We start from the raw sequence: 19,684 nt of genomic DNA, 5'->3' as shown, positions 1-19,684 counted from the left end.
GGAGGCCCTCCGAAAATGGGGCGTTCATGTCTGAGCGCGGACACGCACGAGTGCGTTCCAAACGGCACCGTTCTCGCTCATCCGCGATTCGTCGTAGATGGTTTCGAGCGTCCGGCATATTGCTGCTCGCGCGGTTCCCCAAACCGCTGCCACGCCGATAAGTAGTTCGGATATGTTCGCATATGCCTGGGCGATGTCATCGTCGCGGCTGAAGGCGATACATGACTCCAGTAGTTCATTAAGCCTCCGTCCACGTTCGTCCTTAGCATCCACATTGATGGGTGTCTGGTTGCGCTTGAATCGGTCATTCAACGTCTTCGCAAGTTGAAGGAGCTGCGCTTTGAAGGTCTCGCGCGTCGCGCTATCACCGAGAAGTCTCACGCAACCCGCGACGGAACGCCAAGCGATTAGGAAGTCATCTTCCAGCTCAGCGAGTCCGAGAAGCTGAACGTTCGCCACTAACTCGACAAGGCGCTGACGGGTCGCGGCACGCAGCCCCATGCGCGCCAATGTGTTGAGGTGGACCCATAACATTGGATTGCAGGGCGCAGTTGGGAAGGCGTTCAGGAGTTCGTTCTCGAAGTCTTCAGGCACACTTGGCGGGAAAGTGAACGATAGTGAATGGACCGGAGCATCCACGCGCAGGAACGAGTCCAGTCGATTTGCTGACAGTTCTCGAGAGGCGAAAAGCCACGGATTCACATGGCCATTGACTCTGGTCAGTTCTAGAATCTTTTCTTGATGCTCCGCCGACAGCAATGCGGAACCGCGCGATGTTTGCTGGGCGTAGCTCATGCCACCGTATAGGAAAACCACTCCTACGAAGGTCGTCGGCGAAGCGCAATCCAGCGACCGCGAAAGGCCACCGAAAGCAGCGTCGGCCGACAATGCACCGCGAACCTTGGCAAAGTGCTCGCTAATCTGTGCCTCCATGCGAAGACCACGATTGAGTATGCACATCAAGCGTGTAGCGTGATACCAAGCGGTGACCAACTGCTCTTCGGCGGAATAGCTAGGCCAGCCCTGAATCTCGTGAGCATGCGTTTCGGTCCACGTCAGAAGCGCGCTCATGGCATCGGCCAAATCGTTCCAGCGCAACAACACTTCCGTAACCAAGCGTAAAGCTGGGTCTCGAACCCGAGAGGACGTCCTCTCATTGTTGGCCAACGAGAGTGCGTGAAAGAAGTGAACCGGAGAACTTGAACCGAGTTGCGCGAAGCGAGAGAAGAGAGATTCCTGCGCCTCATCCGTGCTTGCGGTGAAGCGGTCGATGAAAGCTTGTGGCAATGGGACCGGAAGACACCCTAGCCGAAGAAAGGCTTCTTCGAGACAGTAGTCTGTCATGAGACAGTCGGCAGCTGAAGCCCATCTGTCTGCAAACGACGCGCCATCTGCGTTGAGACGCAGGTGGCGGATGACGTCTTCTGGGCGCGGAGGTTTGCATTTCGCGAGTGGTACGCTATGGCTCTCCTCAAGCTGGTCCTTAATCTCCTGATAGTGAAACGCCAGGCTCTGCCTTCTGAGCATGTCAAGTATCTGGAATCGCTTCTCGGCGGACCTTACTCCTACTATCTCCTCCACTGCTACTTCACGTTCGGCTTGCACGCGGTCAAACCACTCGATGTGGTCGTACAGAAATGAGCGTATTTGGCTCTCGCTCGTGCATTTGAGAAGAGGAAAAGCTCGGTCGTTGATTTGAGCAGTCTTGCCGTTGCACTTGACCGCCACCGTGCCAGTCGGCCCAATCGCCTGGAATGTGACCATGCTGCTAGATTCGTGGGCCTTTGCTTGCGACTTGCCTGATTCCATGGCCCTTCGAATGGCTGCGATGAACCGGTCTTGGAGCAGTTGTACCTCTCCGATATTCACGACAGTGACAAGTTTGGTTTTTAGCCTCTGTCGCAGCTTTGCGCTTCTGAGAAGTCGCTCGCGGACTTCTTCGGGTAAGACGTCGAGCGCTTGCCGCAAGTAAGCGATGACGTCTTCATCGGAGTACGCCTCCTCTGCCCGAGCGACATCAGGGGCAAAGACACCGTCCAGCAATGAGTCAAATTGCGCGACAAGGTGATTGGTGAGTGCGCTGTCGATTCGAAGTCTGTTCCTCACGACAATATCGAGAAGCCATCCTGCAAACGCCTCCTTTCGCGATTTGGAATGGCCAATCGCGAGTTGAATGACGGCGCTCAGGGCGGCGCTGAACGATACTGCTACTAACGTCGCCAAGGACTCCGGGTCCCGCTTGATGGACGGATGCTCTCCCAAATGACGTTCCATGCGAAGCTGCGACCAAACCCAGGTGGCCCAAGCCGTGCATTGCTCGTCTTTCAGCATTTTGGACGACCACAGCTTCGTCAGGCACTCATCCGTCAGGCGACGATTCCCGATGAGAACGTGGGTCTCGTCAGGCCTATCGCTCTCGATGGGAGGAAAATCACCAATTTTGAGGCGGCATTCCTGAAGCGCCACTCTAGCCACATAACGTCTGAGGACCGACAACGGATGAGTCTCCACGACGCGGCCGTCGACAATGGGCGCACGCTTGAGATGGAAAAGGACTTCGTCCGCCTCTATAGGCAGGAACATCGCGTTCGCATTGCGGAGGTGAATCAGCTTCTCAAAGTAGTCGATATCCAACAATGCGCGTGCGTCTCTGAGAGCTCGTAGTATTTCGAAGATGCCCACCACAGGGGCGGTGCCAAAACGCGGATATCCCGTGACAAATCGGTCATCGCAGCAAAACACCGCGTTGCTATCAGGCTGACATCGAAGGAACTCAAGCAGCCCGCGAATCTGCATGGGATAGCTAGCGAACGTCGACCCGTCTTGCTCGACATGTCCCTCGCGTCCTCGTGGAGTCTCGTAGCTCCCGTGCAAAAGCTGGTCTGCTACGTGTGCTCGGAGGTCGTTCACCACTCTCAGCACATCTCGTCGCTCCTGCGCGAAACGCACGCTTTGGGCCAGAACGCTCGCAAACTCGTCGTCCACTAGCACCACAAAGGTCTTCAGAATTATCTTTAGCGAGCACTTGAGCGCGAGTATCCCAAGCGTGTCCGCTTGGAAATGCAGTCGGGCGCCTGGCGGCGGGACCGCTAGGCCTGTCCCAACGGGTCCTAGGTCAGAGACTGCGTTGTCGAATTCCGACTGGCTCATTTGGCCGCATCGCCGAAGTCCCTCCACGACGCCTAAGAGCGTGGCGCGGAGCTCGCCGTTCTGCACAGGTTCCGTGTCGGTCGCAGTTACTGTCCACGAGCCAGAAGTTGCATCGGGAGGCAGCAACGAGATGCCATTTTCCTCCGACTGGGTCCGAACGCTGATAGACCCGGTTCGCAGCGCGTCGGCAATGGCCGACTCCACCTCAAATCTTTTGGGCTGCGGGTGTTCTAGCGAGTCGGCAAAGGTCAAGAGCTGAGTCGGAAGACACTGCGGGACAATTACCGCGGCAACCACGGATTCAATGGTCTCCAAGATACCTAGCTGTTTGGCCAGCAACAGAGAGGAGACGTCGATGTACAGGCGCCAGTCTCTAAGTGCTATTCCCGTACCGAAATCTAGAGCCCGAGCGCCATGCCGAATCATCAACGGTGTTCGTTCTTCGGAGCGTTGCCAGTCCGGAGGGCTGATGTAGTAAAGCGCGCTGAAATCAATGCCGGCCTGCTGCGCCACCACATGCAACGGTGTGGCGCCGTCCAAATACGAGTTCCATAGATTGATGCGAGTCTGAGTCCGAGTTGCTTGTACTTGTTGAAACTCCTCGAAGGACATCATCCTAAACCGACCGTCATTCGGTTTTGCCATCAGCGTTGCAATTGCAGACTCGAAGACGACGGCCTGCCTGTCCAATCCAAGTCGAATCGCCTGGGCGTGAGCCTCGAAAGCGAACTCTTCGGGTAGGCCTTTCGTCCCCGCATGTTTTAAGAGCGTGCTGGCTAGCTCTCGGTCTTCAAGCGCTATAAGGCGGGCCCAACGGAGAGCATCACCGGGCGGCAGCTCGTTCTTTGAGATTTCGTTCCGAATTAGGGGAAGCGCGCCGCGGATGTCACCGAGTCTCAAACGGATATCGGCTGGCAACATCCGCTCGCGCAGCCCGTCGAATTCCATTGACAACTTTTCTGCCGCCTCCAGGGCCTGTCGGTGTTCACCTTGCTCGACGAGCGAATAAGCTTCGATGGCGGCCAGATTTCGCGGAAACTTTCCATGAGGGAAAGCTTTTTGATTCGACTTCAGTACCTTCAGCGCCAACGCGGCGTTTCCGGTGTTAAACGCAGCGTGTGCCGCAATTTCTATGGCTGATGCTGTCTCAAATTTGGTGAGCAGCTGGACGTAACGACCGAGAAATTCCCAGCGGCTGGCAGCAGCGAGGCGGGACGCCGCTGCAAGCAATGCGACCGAACGGGCATCTCGGCTCGCCAGACTAGCAAATAGAGATTCGAGCTCCTCCCACGCCAACCCGTCCGATACGTCGCTCACCATCGCAAAGATTTGGCGTTCCACGCTGACGCTGTCCCGGATAGATGAAACGCCTGAATCGACCGAAGACGGTTCGAGAAATCCTACGCGCGCTTCGTAAGCTGCCCGTTGCGCGTCATTCTTGAATAGCTTGCGGTTTGCCAGCAACACATCCTTCGCGTCAACGTCCTTCGAATCCAGTGTGAGGAGCCAACTGTAGGCCAGCACATGTGCAGCGTCTTTGTCAGGCCCCTCCGCCGCGACACGTAATGCCTCGCGACTCCGTCCTTCGTCGAATTTCAGGCCGCGCGTGAGAGCCCAGCTGATGATTTCAGGACTTGCTGGGTTAGCGCCGAGGAGGCGGTCGCAACGTTCTTGCGCCAAGGGTAAGCCATCAACGAGATTGCATTCACAGGCCAATGCCCACAACTCATCGTAGAAACCAGCAGGCGACTTCTCGCGCTCGGTTGCGAGACTGTCAAACGTCGCCAAAGACTCGCTGAGGAGCGCTTGGCTCGCATCGTCCTGGCGAACAAGTTCGGTCGCGATGGGTGAAGGGTTTGCGAAGTGCTCCTCCCCGACGACTTTAGACAACGCGTTCGCGTAGCGAATGACCGCACCGGCGCGTCTCACGACGAACCAGCGAGGCGCACGCGCTTCCGCTCGCCGTATTTCGGCCAGCGCCGCGATGCGTTTCCCACGGAAAAGCAATAGAAACGCACGAAGCCTCGACGCTTCAATTGTGGGCATTCCGTCGACAGGTGGGAGTCGGTCGAGAACTCGCTCTGCATCATCGAGGCGCCCGCTTTGGAGTAGCAACGCAGCTATAATCTCTTGAGCGTCAGGCTCAGACATGTGCTCGAGAAGCTGGAGCGCTTGGTCATGTTCCCCGCGGTGGGCCATCAAAAGCGCCTTGAAAGTCTCCGCGCCATCGGTGGAAATAGCGTCGGCCTCGCTCGCGAACGCCGTGGCGGCCTCGACATCTCCCTCTTGGAGCTTCGCAGATGCTAAATATCGGAGGCATTTGCTCCTCACGTTTCCCGCGACGTTCGACCAGTGGGTACTGGACATCACCCTCTGAAGCTCGAGAGCGATATTGCGGGGATGTTCTTCGCGAAGCCGGGCTTTGAGCGAGTCGAGTTTGCTGTCCACCTCCATGTTCAACGCTGTGACGAGCGGTGCCACCGTCGTAGTGAGAGCGTCGAGGACTGCGCTTTGGTCAGTTGCCACCCCGCTCGCGCCGACCGGAACGTCACCGCAAATGACGTTGGCCCAGTAGCCGCCGAGGAACTGCGTCACAACGCCGCGTTGGAATCGAAGCTTCTCTTGGAATTGTCGCGGCCCCCAAACCTCGTACTCCATTCCCATCGCGTGGAAGAGCTTCTTCTGCTGGAAAACCGTGTCCGAGGTGCTGCGCCCATGGACCGGTGACGCAACCGCAAGAATGAAACGACGGACATTGCGTTCTTTCCAAAACGAGTCAAGATGCTTGATGAAGTCATCTGACCATTCCGCAATCTGGCTCGCGTTGATTTTTCCGTAGCATTTCGATGACGCGACCGCTATCGCGAATTCACCTCGAAGGTCGCCGTACGAGTCGGCTCCAAACTGCTTCTCGCCGTCCGCGTGAAACAAATCTGCGCTCTTGACGTCTGGCTCATGGCCCAGTACGGCACACGTCAACTCTTCAAACTGCTTCGACTCCATCTTTGAGAAGTCTGGCGGGTCTCCGCAGTTCGTGCTCGGGGCAATGGCGGGTCGGGAGGATTGTTCGGTCATTCTGGCGGCAAGGGGCGTTTCATTTCTCGTCGGAGGAATAGTAAACGATGGACGCATCCTCTTGTGGCCGTGCGAGTGTCCGAGGCGGCTCCGTCGCACGCTCAACGCTTTCGATTAAATCCCCGGTCCCTCCTTGCCTTGAAACCCGGAGCGCCAACTGAGCGTGAACGCCAGGCGGTCTCTCTCGGCCTGAGTCCACGTTATCGACATCGCATCGTTTGCACCCGAGCCCGACACCGTGAGCGAATGCAACAGGTCGAGCGGCACGATGTAGCAGTCGCCGTTGGGCGTGTCGAAGTCGAAGACTGGTGAATCATCGACGAACGAGAACTCACCTCCACCTGCGCCGTCTCGAATCGTAACCGACTCAGGAGGTTCTGTTTGCCAAGCGGACGAACCCCAACGTTCCGCGCGCAAGTACGTCCCGGCGGCAGACCGTCCGACCAAGACAATTGGCTCTTCGCCTTCCCGGCGCATTTCCGCGCAGCGCTTTGCTACCGCGATGATTAACGCGCATCGTTGCTCAATAGATGCATCCCAATCGTCGCGCAACGCGGTGCTATTCAGGGGCTTCCACTTAAGGCGGTCGACTGCTTCCGCAAAGCTCCACGCTACTACGCATTGACGTACTTCCTTCCCTATCTGTCCGGCAAAGTCAGCATCAGCGCCGAGCCCAAAATCCTTTACGAAATACTTGGAATGGTAGTTGAACCGGTAGCTGAACCCTTTAAGGGAGAGGCCGGGTAGGAATGCGAGGCCATCGACGGGTGCATTCAGCGCTGCGCCATCGAACGCAACGGCGGCGACCTGCATGCCAAAAGCGTGGACCTTATCTGCATCGGTACCAAAGGAGTCCATCACGAGCCGTCGCTCCCGCTGCGCAACAGCGCTGAGTTGCTTGAGCGCCCGTGCAACGCCTAGACGCGCTGTGCGGGTTCGGAGTGGAAGCGCGAGGCGGCTCTTGAGAACTACCGTCGCAGGAGCCAGCTCATTGAACGATTTGGAAAGTACGACTCGCCGCAGGTCTCGCAGAAATCGGGCAACTTGCTCGAGCTTTTCAATGTCATTCCACCAGCGTTCAATCAGCCGTGTCGAACGCAGGACCTGAGGCTTTGCTGTTGTGGCAAGGGAGACCAGCATCACGGCCTGACTTTGCCCCATAAACTCCAAGCCATCGGGGGACCTCGACCAGCTGTACGACCAGCCCGTGACAACCGGAGCATCTTCGTCCCACCTCAGACGCTCGACAAAGTGGTCCAGTCGTCCAATTGAAGTACCAACGCTGAACAGCTCTCGGAGCAATGAATGAAGAAACTCGTCTATGGAGGCAAGCGGTTGGACTTCAACCCTTCCGCCTCGGTCTTGAGCGTCCCCATTTACCAAAGCGGCCGACAACCGCAACTCCCGGCTGTCGTGGGTCGGGGCCGTGCCTGCGTTCTCGACGAGAAGAAGAGCGACGAGCAGGCGCATACTTTCCCAATATCGACGAATCGATAAATTGAGCGCGTCTCTCCCGTCCTCCAACGAGGCAGGCGAACTTCCGTCCCAAAGCACCTCTTTCGCCTCCGCCCAGCTTTTAGATGCTAGACCGATGGTCACGTTCCGTGTTCGATAGTCGACCAATCCTTCTCGATGGCGAAGCTCGTATTGTCGATTTCCCCACCACTTCAGGAACGTTTCGAACAGCCAGGTCGACGCTGTTTCGTCACCCCTTGAGACTGATTTGAGAAGGAGTTCTGCCGTGTTCTCAATGTGAACCGCATAAACTAATGCGCCCGAGGCGTGCCGCAGCCACTCATCTGAGTCGCTGAGCCGAGGGTTGTTATCAACTCGAACGCGGACAGCGTCCCAGTGCCCGACGAAAGAAATAATCGCATTCTCATACACCTTCCGCGAAGGCAGGGGCAAGGTCCCGCTAAATGCACCACCACTTGCTGCCAAGGTTTCGTCGGCCTTGCGCAACCACCACGCGGCTAACAAATACGCGAGATGTTTTCCGACAATTTGTGCATCAATCAGAAGCTTCTCAGGTCGCGGTGGAATCCGGTTGCTTATATTTGCCGGGACATATGAAAGCAATCTGAACAATCGAGCGTCAGTATCAAAATGATTCACTGCGAGCCGACTGATGTCGCGATACGGTTGAAGCCACTCCATGTCGAAACTGCTGTCTCCCCACGAGTACGCCGAACTGCCAATCGTGGCGGCATTGCCCGCCACCTCTTCGGCATCAGCTACGCTAGCAAGGAGAAGGGTCTTGTGGAGATTCAATACCTCCCGAAGTCGGTCTTCTGCCACGCTGAAGCGCCCTTGCTCGACGGCAGACTCCGCCTCGCTCGCGAGCTCGTCGAGCATTTCTCGTGTGGAAAGCGACAGCGACGCGTTCTTCGAAGACCGGTACACAAAAGCTGACCTGACTAGCGCTCGCTCAAGGCGATTGAGAGGCGGGCCATGTTCAATCGTGCATAGAACAGCTTCCCCAGACGCCTCAGCGCCAATCCGGGGTGCGAAGGTGAGCGTCGGCGTTTCATTTTGGCGTGGGCTACCGGCTGCTGCCGCCCTTCGGTGCCAGCGTCGTGCCACAAAGGCGAGAAGATGAAGATGCACGTCGTGCAGGTACTTGCTGCCTTTCAGGTCGCGCGACACAGAGGGTATGCCGCGGCCCATGGCAACGTTCAGCACTTGGGGGGCCTGGGCATCGCGCGCTCCTCTATAGGCAGGAAAGTTCCAGTCAGTTTGAGGTGAGTTGACAAAGAGGTGTTGCTTCACCGAAGAGATGAGTTCGGAGCGCAGCGCGATATCTACGGCAACTCGTGTGAACACATGGCGTTGTTCGTCATCTTGGATAAAACCCACTGTTCGGGTCAGAAAGAAGCCTGTGAGCAGTAGATTGAAGAACAACCAGCACCCATTTGCCGTCAGGAACGCTCCCATATACTTCGCGAGGAATCCGTGCGAACTGTAGGGTGCCGCGAAGTATTCCGCGCCCATCGCCACAAGTAGTCCAACGGAACTGGCGCCGGCCGGGATGACGGCGCAGTCCAAGACGTAGGCTCTCATGGCCGCGGTTGAGTTCGCGCGACGCTGAAGCATCAGCGCAATGAAAGAGAGAACGATTGGATAGACCAGCGCGACGAGTGTCGCTTGGACACTCCACGGGACGCCCGTGTACGAGGCAACGTCAAAATCCGGCTTTAAAGCAGGAGGCGGCAACGCAACAAGCCTGCCCCATGTCCGGATTGCGGCGCAGTAAGATACGCATGACGCGACGGCACCTAGCAAAAGCGCAAATAAAAAAGGGCGGTCAGAGCCCCAGAACAAAATTCGACGAGCCCATCCGTAGCGCAGCGTGCGAAGCGTCGCATTGTTCTTCGTCCATATCCTTACCTGTCTGCGCGCGCGAGGTTCGATTCGGCCGGTAAAACGGGCGGGGAGCAATGCTAGTAGTTGGGCCAACAAGGGGAGCTTCTCCTTAGAACTTCAAAAACCAACTGCCAGCACTGCGAGAGCTGACCTCCGTTCAACCGGGACATCGGTGAGCGTCGCTGAGATTGCGCAATACGGTTGTTCGCAGCGCCGGACTCCTGCCCTCGGTCTAAACGCGAAGGCCATCGACGAGGGCCTGTACTCGGAATACGAGATGAAGTCTCCTACGGGCAGTAGGTTACAGCCTGACCGGTTCGGACGATAGCTGTGTGGAGTATGTCCGCAGGACGTTACGGCCATCGGGACAGCGAGCCGCCTAGGCGATTCATCTCCATGGCAACTCACTGGAGAACCCTTCTTGGTACGACAGCGTTCCGCATCCTACAATGAAGGTCATCGTGACAACGCCAGGCAATTTTGAGATGACACTATCCGCTCGGGCCGATTGGCGAGTGCAGGCCGAGTTGCTGACCTTCCTCGTCATTTCCCACCTTGCGACCAGATTCGCGACTGGTAGATGGATGTCAACAGAGAATACCGTCGAGTCTTCCGCCTACTGGTCGAAGGCAATGCAGCGCGACGAAGATGTCGTAGCTCGGGTTATGTTGGCAAGTCGCGCGCTGTCGATTGCGAAGGTCATCGAAGCTGAGACTGGCCTCACGCTGAGCGGCAGCGCGTTAGCTTCGATTTTTGACAGCAATTTGCGGCTGGATTTCTCGTCTACCACGACGCGCGATATCTACGACCGATGCCAGAGATATCTCCTGACTATCAAGTAGATTCGAGACGATTCCACAGCCTGCCTGGCGCTCGGACTAAGCGCTGGTATTCGGAGAAGCTTCCGCAGGACATGCGCGCTTCGATGACATCGCTCAAAGAAGAGCGCAACGGGCTGCGGGGCTGCATTGATGACAGCGAAACTGCCAGGTAGTGACCGACTTACATGACCTTCCTCATGCAAGCGGCGCTTGCGGGGCACAGATTACTGAACTGTGCGCTTCCCTGGACGTCTCGTGGCGCCGTGCTTCGGTCAGCATCCGTATATCCGTAGCGCTGGAATAGCCCAGCTGCTGTCGTTGTAAGCAGCCACAATTCGCGAATGCCCGACGCTTGCGCCGTTAATTCGGCGCGAGCCAGAAGCGTCGAACTAAGTCGCCGGTTGCGAGCTGACGGCGCGACAACTAGCGACCTTACTAGCGCGGAGTGACCAAATCGCTCGAGTCCAATGCTTCCAACAATCTTTCCAACCTCGTTTTCCGCGACCAGGAAGTCTTCAAGCAACGTCGTGTCGACGTCCGAGGCCGGAAGCCCACTTTCCGTAAGCAATGTCTTGATTGCATCTAAGTCGCTCCCTTGCGCCGCTCGGATTTTCATGGTCGATTGCTGTCGTTGGGTTACCAAATCGCATTAGGTTAAGGTCACCGCTGCGTGCCGGCTCGCGCGAACAGCGACTAAGAATGCTATGGCCGACAATATCGAAACCAGAAACACCGTCCATTCGACAGCTGCGTAACCGTGAGTGAAATCCCAGATACCTGCTGCGGCAATCGGCGCTATCCCCTTGGCAATATTGGACGGAAACGAAAGCATCCCGCTGACTGCTCCGTAGCCCTCGGTCCACATAAGGTCTTGCACGATGGTGCCGCGCAGAATCGTCATCATCCCGTTGGCGGCACCATAGCAAAGCGCGAAGAACCAGAGAAGTGTGGCGGAGTGGCCTGCCGTTATCAGAATAATCGTCGACAACGGGAAAAGAGTCACGACGATAATGCCAATAGTGCTCACGTGAATTGTTCGACCGAACGTAAACCACACCGCTCGCGCGGCGACCTGTGCTGGACCAATCAGCGCCATCGTTGTGACCAATACGGCGTTCGATACACCGCGTTCGACCATGAGTGGGACGAGATGGAATGTAAGCGCCGCGAACGTCGCGTAGTAAGCCGTGAAACAGACAGCGAGTGCCCAGAAAATTGGTGTCCGCAGGGCTCGGCGTGTTGCCGCATCGTTAGCCAGCTTCACGCTCCGACTTTCCGGCAGTGAATCCGCATCGCGACGCGATGAGCGAATGGCCAAGACATGGATGGGAAGGCAGACAACAAGGTTCAAGGCCGCGAGCACGACAAGCGATGTACGCCATCCGACTGAGCCGACGAGAATCTGCGTCAGCGGGATGAAGACGGTGCTGGCGAATCCCGCGACAAGCGTAATCAAGGTGATTTTGGTCCGGAAGCTTCGCGGATACCGGTGTGTGATGACGGCGAACACAGGGTCGTAGAACGTGGCAGCCATCGAAATTCCGAGGCCTATCCACGCCACGAAGAGTAATGTCAGCGACTGAGCGCCGGCCCAAAGCAGTAGCATCGCCGCTGCGATGATAGAGCCGACAGCCATGACACGCCGTCCAAGCCCGTGGTCAATCCAGCGACCAATGGGATACGCTGCAAAGCCTGAGACAAGCAATCCGACAGACAACGCTGCATTCGTCGATGTCCTGCTCCAGCCCATGGTCTGTTCCATCGGCACCACGAGCAGTGAGAACGAGTAGTACACCGAGCCCCACGAAACCAGCTGCGCCAGAGCCAGCGCCCACGTGATTAGCTTGTCTTCGCTGTCCGCAGGCGCTGTGTTGCCGCTGGCGCTCTCACGTCGATTCGACATCGTGCTCAACTTAGTGTCCCTTGGTATTGGCTCGAGCCATGAGGACCGCCGCCTCCAATCCGAAATGCGTCGCAGCAAAAGAATGTTGCTGAAGCCAGCCGGTGGGCAATGACGGCTGCGATTCGCTCGTGGAACAGACTCGTGCGAGGCGCGATGGCCCGACGCGGCAGAATGTCGACCATACCGAGGAAGCCGATTCCGTCACGATTGCAGAGTCGCTCAACTCGTTGTGCAACCAAGCGTGCGCGCAGTCGATGTAGTGCCGCAAGAATTCCTTTTCCCTTCGGCGATGTAGTCAGCGCGACGAAGAATTTCGAACCCTCGTCGGCGAAATGGTTGCGAACTCGCAGGAGCGGAGTCATCCAGTCGCACGGGGAAAGCAAACGCCCTAGCACTTCCTCGTCCATCAGAAGGACCGCTGCGGAGGAGCCGCCCTGTGCGAGCAAACGTGCGAGCGCGAGGCTGTCGTCAGGGGCCGCCTTCAGGGCGACGGCTGAACTCGCATATCCGGTCTCAAGCTGAAACTGGCGTGCAATGTTGGCTGCCAGCGCTGAAGAGCCTGTTTTCATAGCCATACGCTCTTCAGTAGGGGTTCCCCGTGAACCGCTAACCGGCGAACGCGCCGTCAGGGCAAAGAGCGCCTGCGCCGCGCTGCAACGCCATCCGCCCGGTACTGATAGCGGCTCGTCGTTCAAAGCTTGGTCATCGAGACTCATGGCAACCTCGTATCGATTTCACATTTCCAGAATACCGGAAATATAGTAGAATGCAAGCAATGGGTGATGCAGCCAGTTTTCAGGTGGCGATTCGACCGGGAAGGCAGCAAATATCTCTATAGAATTGGAAATATGAAATCGCAGGAACACACGATGACAGTGCACGAAATCAACGACGACGACCGCTTCCCGGCGGCCAAACCAAAGTTCTTCGATACAGACATCGCTGTTCGGTTGGGCATGGAAGGACAACCACCGGCCAGGATTCTCTTGCTTTACGGCTCTCTTCGCGAGCGGTCGTATTCGCGCCTGCTTGTCGAGGAAGCTGCGCGACTGCTGGAGCTGTTTGGAGCGGAGGCTCGCATCTTCGACCCGCGAGGTCTTCCACATGCCGACGACGTCGACTCCAAGAACCACCCGAAAGTGAAGGAGCTACTGCAACTGTCCATGTGGTCGGAAGGACACGTATGGTGCAGTCCGGAACGCCACGGCACGATTACCGGCCTGATAAAAACTCAGATTGACCACCTGCCGCTTGTCAGCGGTGGTATCCGGCCGACGCAGGGACGCACCCTTGCGGTGATGCAGGTGAGCGGGGGTTCGCAGTCGTTCAACTCTGTCAATCAGTTGCGCCAGTTGGGGCGGTGGATGCGCATGTTCACCATCCCGAATCAGAGTTCGGTCGCGAAGGCCTTCGAGGAGTTTGACGAAGCCGGCCGGATGAAGCCTTCGTCCTACTACGACCGGGTCGTCGATGTGATGGAAGAGCTGGTCAAGTTCACCCTGCTGCTTCGTGGCCGCGCCGAGTATCTCGTCGACAGGTATAGCGAACGCGTCGAGGAAGGTCGCCCGCTCGACCCCGCAACCGACCTTGCTTCCCAGGCAATCGCGGAACACCCTGTCGAGAAAGCGAAGGCGAGTAACCAGTAAAGGACTGTGATGGCAACCTTGGACTCAAAGCTAGCAGTTAAGGCCCTGGCAGCCTTGGCACATGAAACGCGACTCGCGGTTTTTCGCCTGCTGGTTACAGCGGGGCACTCGGGAATGAGTCCGGGGTCTATCGCCGAGAAGCTGTCGTTGCCCGCGCCAACACTGTCCTTTCACCTCAAAGAGCTCGCGAACGCTGGACTCATCGAAGGCAAGAATCAGGGTCGGTTTATCTTCTATTGCGCCAGCTACGACCACATGCAGACGCTCATGGATTTCCTGATGGAAAACTGCTGCGCAGCAGAGCAAGCCGAACAATGCGGCTGTGCAACCAACGAAACGGAGGCGTAAATGAAGCGGTTCCACGTTCACATTGTTGTCCCGAAACTCGACGAAAGTGTGCGGTTCTACAGCAGCATGCTTGGCGCCGAGCCATCGGTGTTGAAAGACGATTACGCGAAGTGGATGCTCGAGGACCCACGCGTGAACTTTGCCATTTCAGCCCGCGGCGGGGAAACAGGGGTTAATCACCTGGGATTTCAGGTCGACAGCGACGCGGAATTGACAGCTCTCCGCGGGCAGGTCGTCGCCGGCCAGGTCGCGGTTCAGGACCAACCTGGTGCCCAGTGTTGTTACGCGAGTTCGAACAAGTATTGGACTCAAGACCCGGCGGGCGTGCCCTGGGAAACGTATCACACGCTAGGCGGAATCCCCATCTTCGGAGCAGACAGCCGAGCATCGGCCGCTCCCGAGGCGGGCGGAGCCTGCTGTGCCCCGGCCACCTCGATTCCAGCTGTGATTGAGAAAAAGGTCGGCTGCTGCTAATTCACGGCGACAGAAACAATCGGCCGCAAAGGTTCGAGGCGGCCGTTACGATGCAAGTGGTCCTAGGCGACCCTACCGCACGAAGCGCCCGCTCACGCGGTCACAGGCTTGCACTTCACTTTCCTGGCTGGCTTGCATGCGGCCGAGTCCACGCCCTGGCAGCAGTTCTCAGTCAGAAAGCCAACCAGGTCATTCATATGTTCGATTTCGGGCCCATAGTACACAAACCGTCCTTCCTGGCGGGACGTCACCAAGCCAGCGTGCGTCAGCTCCTTAAGATGGAAGGAGAGTGTCGCGCTAGCTAGGTCCAAGTGTTCTTGGATGACACCGACGTTCAGACCCTCAGGTCCGGCCGTGACGAGCAGACGAAAAATAGCCAGGCGCGTCGGCTGTGCGAGCGCGGCCAAAGCTTTGATGGCGTCTTTTTCCTTCATAAGGCTTTGTCTTAAAAATTATTTGCCGATTCTAACGCGACGCCGCGGACGCCGGGCGGAACTGCAGCCCACGGGCGTCAAGGCTGCTTGTCCCGAACGCAGGTCGCGCCCGAGCTTGCTGCGTCACTTCATTTCCATTATATTGGAGATATAGATTTAATTGTGAGCTGCGACCAATCGTCGTTAGGAGAAGTCTGTGACAGACCACCGGAAGTACAACGTCTTATTCCTCTGCACCCACAACTCGGCGCGTTCCATCCTTGCGGAGGCGGCGCTGAACCAACTCGCCGGCGACCGTTTCACCGGCTACAGTGCAGGAAGCCATCCCGGAACGACTCCGAACCCTCACGCAATCGCCTTGCTTCGCTCGCAGGGAATCGAGACGGAAGGGCTGCGAAGCAAAAGCTGGGATGAATTCGCAGTGGACGGCGCGCCACAGATGGACTTCATCTTCACGGTCTGCGACGATGCAGCGGGCGAGGTTTGCCCCATTTGGCCGGGTCACCCTGCGAAGGCGCATTGGGGCGTCGCTGACCCATCGAAGGTTGAAGGTTCCGATGAAGAGAAGCGCCGAGCGTTTCTTCAAACTTTCGTGCAGATGAAGAAGCGTATTGAACTGTTCACGAACCTTCCGTTGCAAAAGCTCGACCGCATGGCCGTCCAGCAGGAAATGCAAACTATCGGGACATCGCTGCGCGAGAAAGGAGAGTGATGATGGCTGGCAGTGAGACGGTTGCCAAAGCGGCTCGGCGCACGCCAAGCAGCATCGGTTTTTTCGAGCGGTATCTCTCCGTATGGGTCGCGTTGTGCATCGTGGTCGGGATTGTGCTGGGAAAGTTACTGCCCGGCGCGGTGCACGCGGTGTCCACGCTCGAAGTGGCTCACGTCAACATCCCGGTGGGAGTTCTGATTTGGGTCATGATTATCCCGATGCTGTTGCGCATCGATTTCGCATCGCTGGGAAAGGTCCGCTCTCAGATTAGAGGCATTGGTGTGACGCTGGTCATCAACTGGGCCGTGAAGCCGTTCACCATGGCCTTCCTGGCATGGGTGTTTGTGCGTCACGCGTTCGCGTCTCTCCTGCCGGCCGACCAACTAGACAGCTATGTCGCGGGGCTCATTCTCCTAGCGGCGGCGCCATGCACAGCGATGGTGTTTGTCTGGAGTCAGTTGACCAAAGGTGACCCGTATTTCACCCTTTCTCAGGTGGCCTTAAACGACTTGATTATGGTGTTCGCGTTCGCTCCAGTCGTGGGGCTGCTGCTTGGCATCTCGAACATCGCGGTACCCTGGGATACGCTGCTGACGTCGGTGGTACTCTACATCGTCATCCCGGTCATCATTGCCCAAATCATCCGCAAAGCGCTTCTGCGTCGTGGGGAACAGAGGTTCCAGCGCGCGCTGTCGACGATTGGCCCGTTTTCCATCGCTGCCCTGTTGCTAACGCTCGTGCTTCTGTTCGCGTTCCAAGGCGAGCAAATCATCGAGCAGCCTGTCATTATCGTGCTTCTCGCTGTGCCAATTCTGATTCAGGTAGTTGTCAACGCGTCACTCGCCTATCTAGCGAATCGGCAGCTCGGCGTCTCCCATGATGTTGCTGCGCCATCATGTCTGATTGGCGCTTCGAACTTCTTCGAGCTGGCAGTCGCGACCGCAATAAGCCTGTTCGGCCTCAAATCGGGGGCGGCGCTGGCAACGGTTGTAGGCGTGCTTATCGAAGTGCCGGTAATGCTAGCCGTGGTGAAAGTGGTCAACTCATCTCGGCGCTGGTACCAAGGAGAAAACTGACAGTTTCTCAAATGGCCCGCGCCGGGGAACCATCGATTTGCCGATGTCACAATGCGCCTTCGGCATCAGTCGGCTGCGTTGCAATTTTGTGCAGCAACCTGCACGAATCTTCACCTTAGACGCGGCGGCCTTCATTCGTTTGATGGGCGCCGCGCGGGGTGCGTCACGTAACGACTGCTCGTTTCCCCGTGTGACCGACTGGGCCGCGGTCGATAGACATTCGCTCACCCCAGCTTATCCTGTCTTCTCCGGGAGCTTATTCAATCTACTTTCGCAGCAGCCGCAAGCCGTTTCCAACGACGAGCAGGCTCGCGCCAACGTCAGCGACTACGGCCATCCACATCGTTCCGAGTCCGCCGATTGTCAGCGCGAGGAATATCGCTTTGATGCCAAGGGCTAACGTGATGTTCTGGACTAAAACCGTGTGGGTCGCCTTCGAAAGACGGATGAACGCGGGAATCTTGCGCAAGTCGTCATCCATCAGGGCGACATCGGCCGTTTCGATGGCGGTATCCGTGCCCATCGCACCCATGGCGAAACCGATGTCGGCACGTGCGAGTGCTGTCGCATCATTGATGCCGTCACCGACCATGCCGACCATCGCGTGGTCTCGCGACAGACTCTCGACGACGCGCAGTTTATCTTCGGGAAGCCGGTCACCCTCGGCGCGGTCAATGCCAACTTCCTTGGCAATCGCGGCCGCAGTGTGCGCGTTATCGCCCGTGAGCATCGCGGTGCGTACGCCGAGCGCGTGAAGCTCGGAGATTGCCTCGCGGCTCGATTCCTTTACCGTGTCCGCAACAACGAACAAACCAAGCACTCGTTTGCTATCAGCAAGCATGACCACAGTCTTGCCCCCTCGCTCGTAACTTTGCAGTCGGGCCTCGAGTTCCGCCGAACAGTGGCCAAGCTCTTCGACGAGCCTGTGGTTACCGAGCCAGTAATGGCGACCATCCACGCGTCCGGCGATACCTCGTCCGGAAATTGCCTCAAACTCCTCGACGGAAAGTCGCGCCACGCCATCGGCACCAGCAGCGCGCGTGATGGCGTTCGAGACTGGATGGTCGGAGCGACTTGACAGGCTGGCCGCAATAGAGCGCACGAACATGCTTTCAATGTCGGTCGCGTAAAGTTCGAACGTGCCTTGCACCGGCTTACCGTGGGTGATAGTGCCCGTCTTGTCCAGCGCAAGCCAACGAAGCTTCCGACCTTGCTCGAGGAACGTGCCGCCTTTTACCAGAATGCCTTTGCGGGCAGCGGTGGCAAGACCGCTAACTATCGAAACCGGCGTAGAAATCACAAGTGCGCAAGGGCATGCAATGACGAGTAGCACAAGCGCCTTGTAGACCCAGCTAAACCACGCGCCGGCAAAAAGTAGCGGAGGGATGATGGCAATGCCAAGCGCAATCAGGAAGACAATCGGAGTGTAGACCTTGGCGAACTGGTCGACGAACCGCTGCGTCGGAGCTCTGGTGCCTTGAGTTTCCTCGACCGCGTGGATGATGCGCGCAAGCGTCGAGTTGTTCGCCGCAGCGGTAACTTGAAACTCGAACGAACCCGATTCGTTGATGGTGCCTGCGAAGACGTTGTCGCCGGGACCTTTGTCAACCGGCATGCTCTCGCCGGTAATCGGTGCCTGATTGACCGTGGAACGCCCCTCAATGACAGCCCCGTCAAGGGCGATGCGCTCTCCAGGACGTACCCGGACAATTGCGCCCAACTCGACGCGTGCCGCCTCAACCTCGAGCCAGGAACCATCGGCCTGCTTGGCCGTCGCGGTTTCGGGTGCGAGCCTCATCAGGCCTTCGATTGCATTGCGAGCTCGGTCGAGCGATTTCGCCTCGATGAGCTCCGAAACTGTGAACAGCACCATCACCATCGCAGCCTCGGGCCATTGCCCTAAGGCCAACGCGCCTGTAACTGCGATGCTCATCAGCGCGTTGATGTTCAGATTGAGGTTCTTGATGGCGACCCAGCCCTTCTTGTAGGTCCCAACTCCGGAACACGCAACGGCCACCAAGGCAAGCCCTGCGACGACCCAGACGGACGCGCCGAGCAAATCGGCTGCCTCGGCACCCAGGGCGGCGCAACCGGCAATGGCCAGCGGCCACCAGGAGTTCTTGACTTGCGCCGGAGCGCGGCTGATTGCGACCGCCTCTTCGTCCAGTTGGGGCGTGAATCCGATGGTCGAGAGCGCCTTGATTACCGCCTGAAGTCCGTCGGGACGATGAACTACCGTAAGGACTCGCTGCATGAGATTGAATTGCATCTCGGAGACTTCCGTCATTCCGCCGAGCTTCTTGCGAATGAGCGCTTCCTCCGTCGGGCAGTCCATCTGCAATATCCGCATTTGAGTGCGGACCAAGCCTCCGACCGCAACAGACTGGTTCAGCGGGGCAAGAGCGGGCTGCGCTTCGATAGTCCCACCTTGCGATGTACGGTCGGGCCCGTGGAAGTCGCAGCACTTCGCGTCCTGGCGATGTTCAGGCTGCTGTTGATGGACCGGTCCACAGGTCGACTGCCCAGCGTCGTCGTCCAACCGTCCTGTCGCATCTGCACCGGGTATATCTGTGCACGCGCTTCCAACGCAACACCCGTCCTGCGTCTCGAGCTTTCCTTTTGCCGGTTTCGACGCGATGTCCGACGTTTTCTTGCCGCAACAATCTTCCATGTCTGCTTTCC

General features: G+C 57.7%; 13 protein-coding genes. 6 read left to right on the top strand and 7 right to left on the bottom strand.

The genetic code is table 11. From position 1 onward, the window contains the following. Positions 1–24 precede the first annotated feature (24 nt). Positions 25–6,225 (bottom strand): tetratricopeptide repeat protein, encoded by a 6,201-nt coding sequence (locus tag QCE49_RS12780; protein WP_250457136.1) that lies wholly within the window; start codon positions 6,223–6,225, stop codon positions 25–27. 114 nt (positions 6,226–6,339) lie between these two features. Further along, positions 6,340–9,684 carry a hypothetical protein gene (locus QCE49_RS12775; protein ID WP_250457137.1) on the bottom strand — a complete coding sequence of 1,115 codons (3,345 nt, stop codon included), beginning with the start codon at positions 9,682–9,684 and terminating at the stop codon, positions 6,340–6,342. A 353-nt stretch (positions 9,685–10,037) separates the two neighbouring features. On the opposite strand from QCE49_RS12775, the gene QCE49_RS12770 reads away from it, so the two are divergent. Continuing rightward, the gene (locus QCE49_RS12770) at positions 10,038–10,430 is read left to right on the top strand and encodes a hypothetical protein (protein WP_250457138.1); all 393 of its coding nucleotides are present in this window, start codon (positions 10,038–10,040) and stop codon (positions 10,428–10,430) included. Between the two features lie 160 nt (positions 10,431–10,590). On the opposite strand, the gene arsN2 is transcribed toward QCE49_RS12770, so the two are convergent. From arsN2 to QCE49_RS12755, 3 genes are read right to left on the bottom strand one after another with little or no spacing between them, the layout of a single operon-like run. Then, positions 10,591–11,025, bottom strand: a complete 435-nt coding sequence (gene arsN2 / locus QCE49_RS12765) for an arsenic resistance N-acetyltransferase ArsN2 (protein ID WP_250457139.1) — start codon at positions 11,023–11,025, stop codon at positions 10,591–10,593. A 33-nt stretch (positions 11,026–11,058) separates the two neighbouring features. Continuing rightward, positions 11,059–12,312, bottom strand: a complete 1,254-nt coding sequence (locus QCE49_RS12760) for an MFS transporter (protein ID WP_250457165.1) — start codon at positions 12,310–12,312, stop codon at positions 11,059–11,061. Between the two features lie 5 nt (positions 12,313–12,317). Beyond that, complete coding sequence (locus QCE49_RS12755) at positions 12,318–13,028, bottom strand: hypothetical protein (RefSeq protein WP_148276070.1); 711 nt, start codon at positions 13,026–13,028, stop codon at positions 12,318–12,320. 153 nt (positions 13,029–13,181) lie between these two features. Here QCE49_RS12755 and arsH point away from each other — a divergent pair, with 153 nt between their 5' ends. From arsH to QCE49_RS12740, 3 genes are read left to right on the top strand one after another with little or no spacing between them, the layout of a single operon-like run. Beyond that, a complete protein-coding gene (gene arsH, locus QCE49_RS12750) occupies positions 13,182–13,958 on the top strand; it encodes an arsenical resistance protein ArsH (RefSeq protein ID WP_014192570.1) in 777 nt (258 codons plus the stop codon). Positions 13,959–13,967: 9 nt separating this feature from the next. Continuing rightward, on the top strand, positions 13,968–14,306 hold the full coding sequence (locus QCE49_RS12745; RefSeq protein ID WP_081478164.1) for a helix-turn-helix transcriptional regulator: 339 nt from the start codon (positions 13,968–13,970) through the stop codon (positions 14,304–14,306). After that, a complete protein-coding gene (locus QCE49_RS12740; protein WP_250457140.1) occupies positions 14,307–14,780 on the top strand; it encodes a VOC family protein in 474 nt (157 codons plus the stop codon). Between the two features lie 92 nt (positions 14,781–14,872). Here QCE49_RS12740 and QCE49_RS12735 read toward each other — a convergent pair whose 3' ends face one another. After that, positions 14,873–15,214 carry a helix-turn-helix transcriptional regulator gene (locus QCE49_RS12735; protein WP_041730777.1) on the bottom strand — a complete coding sequence of 114 codons (342 nt, stop codon included), beginning with the start codon at positions 15,212–15,214 and terminating at the stop codon, positions 14,873–14,875. Between the two features lie 196 nt (positions 15,215–15,410). Here QCE49_RS12735 and QCE49_RS12730 point away from each other — a divergent pair, with 196 nt between their 5' ends. Together QCE49_RS12730 and arsB are read left to right on the top strand one after the other, a co-directional pair. Further along, positions 15,411–15,926 carry an arsenate reductase ArsC gene (locus QCE49_RS12730; protein WP_014192568.1) on the top strand — a complete coding sequence of 172 codons (516 nt, stop codon included), beginning with the start codon at positions 15,411–15,413 and terminating at the stop codon, positions 15,924–15,926. A 2-nt stretch (positions 15,927–15,928) separates the two neighbouring features. Beyond that, positions 15,929–17,002: an ACR3 family arsenite efflux transporter gene (arsB, locus tag QCE49_RS12725; protein WP_014192567.1), complete on the top strand. Its 1,074-nt coding sequence runs from the start codon at positions 15,929–15,931 to the stop codon at positions 17,000–17,002. Between the two features lie 265 nt (positions 17,003–17,267). On the opposite strand, the gene QCE49_RS12720 is transcribed toward arsB, so the two are convergent. Next, positions 17,268–19,673, bottom strand: coding sequence for a heavy metal translocating P-type ATPase (locus tag QCE49_RS12720; protein WP_081478163.1), 2,406 nt, complete (start codon positions 19,671–19,673; stop codon positions 17,268–17,270). Positions 19,674–19,684 lie beyond the last annotated feature (11 nt).

Source organism: Caballeronia sp. LZ008, assembly GCF_031451435.1.
GTDB classification, from domain to species: domain Bacteria; phylum Pseudomonadota; class Gammaproteobacteria; order Burkholderiales; family Burkholderiaceae; genus Caballeronia; species Caballeronia zhejiangensis.
This window is presented reverse-complemented; position numbering and strand designations above follow the sequence as displayed.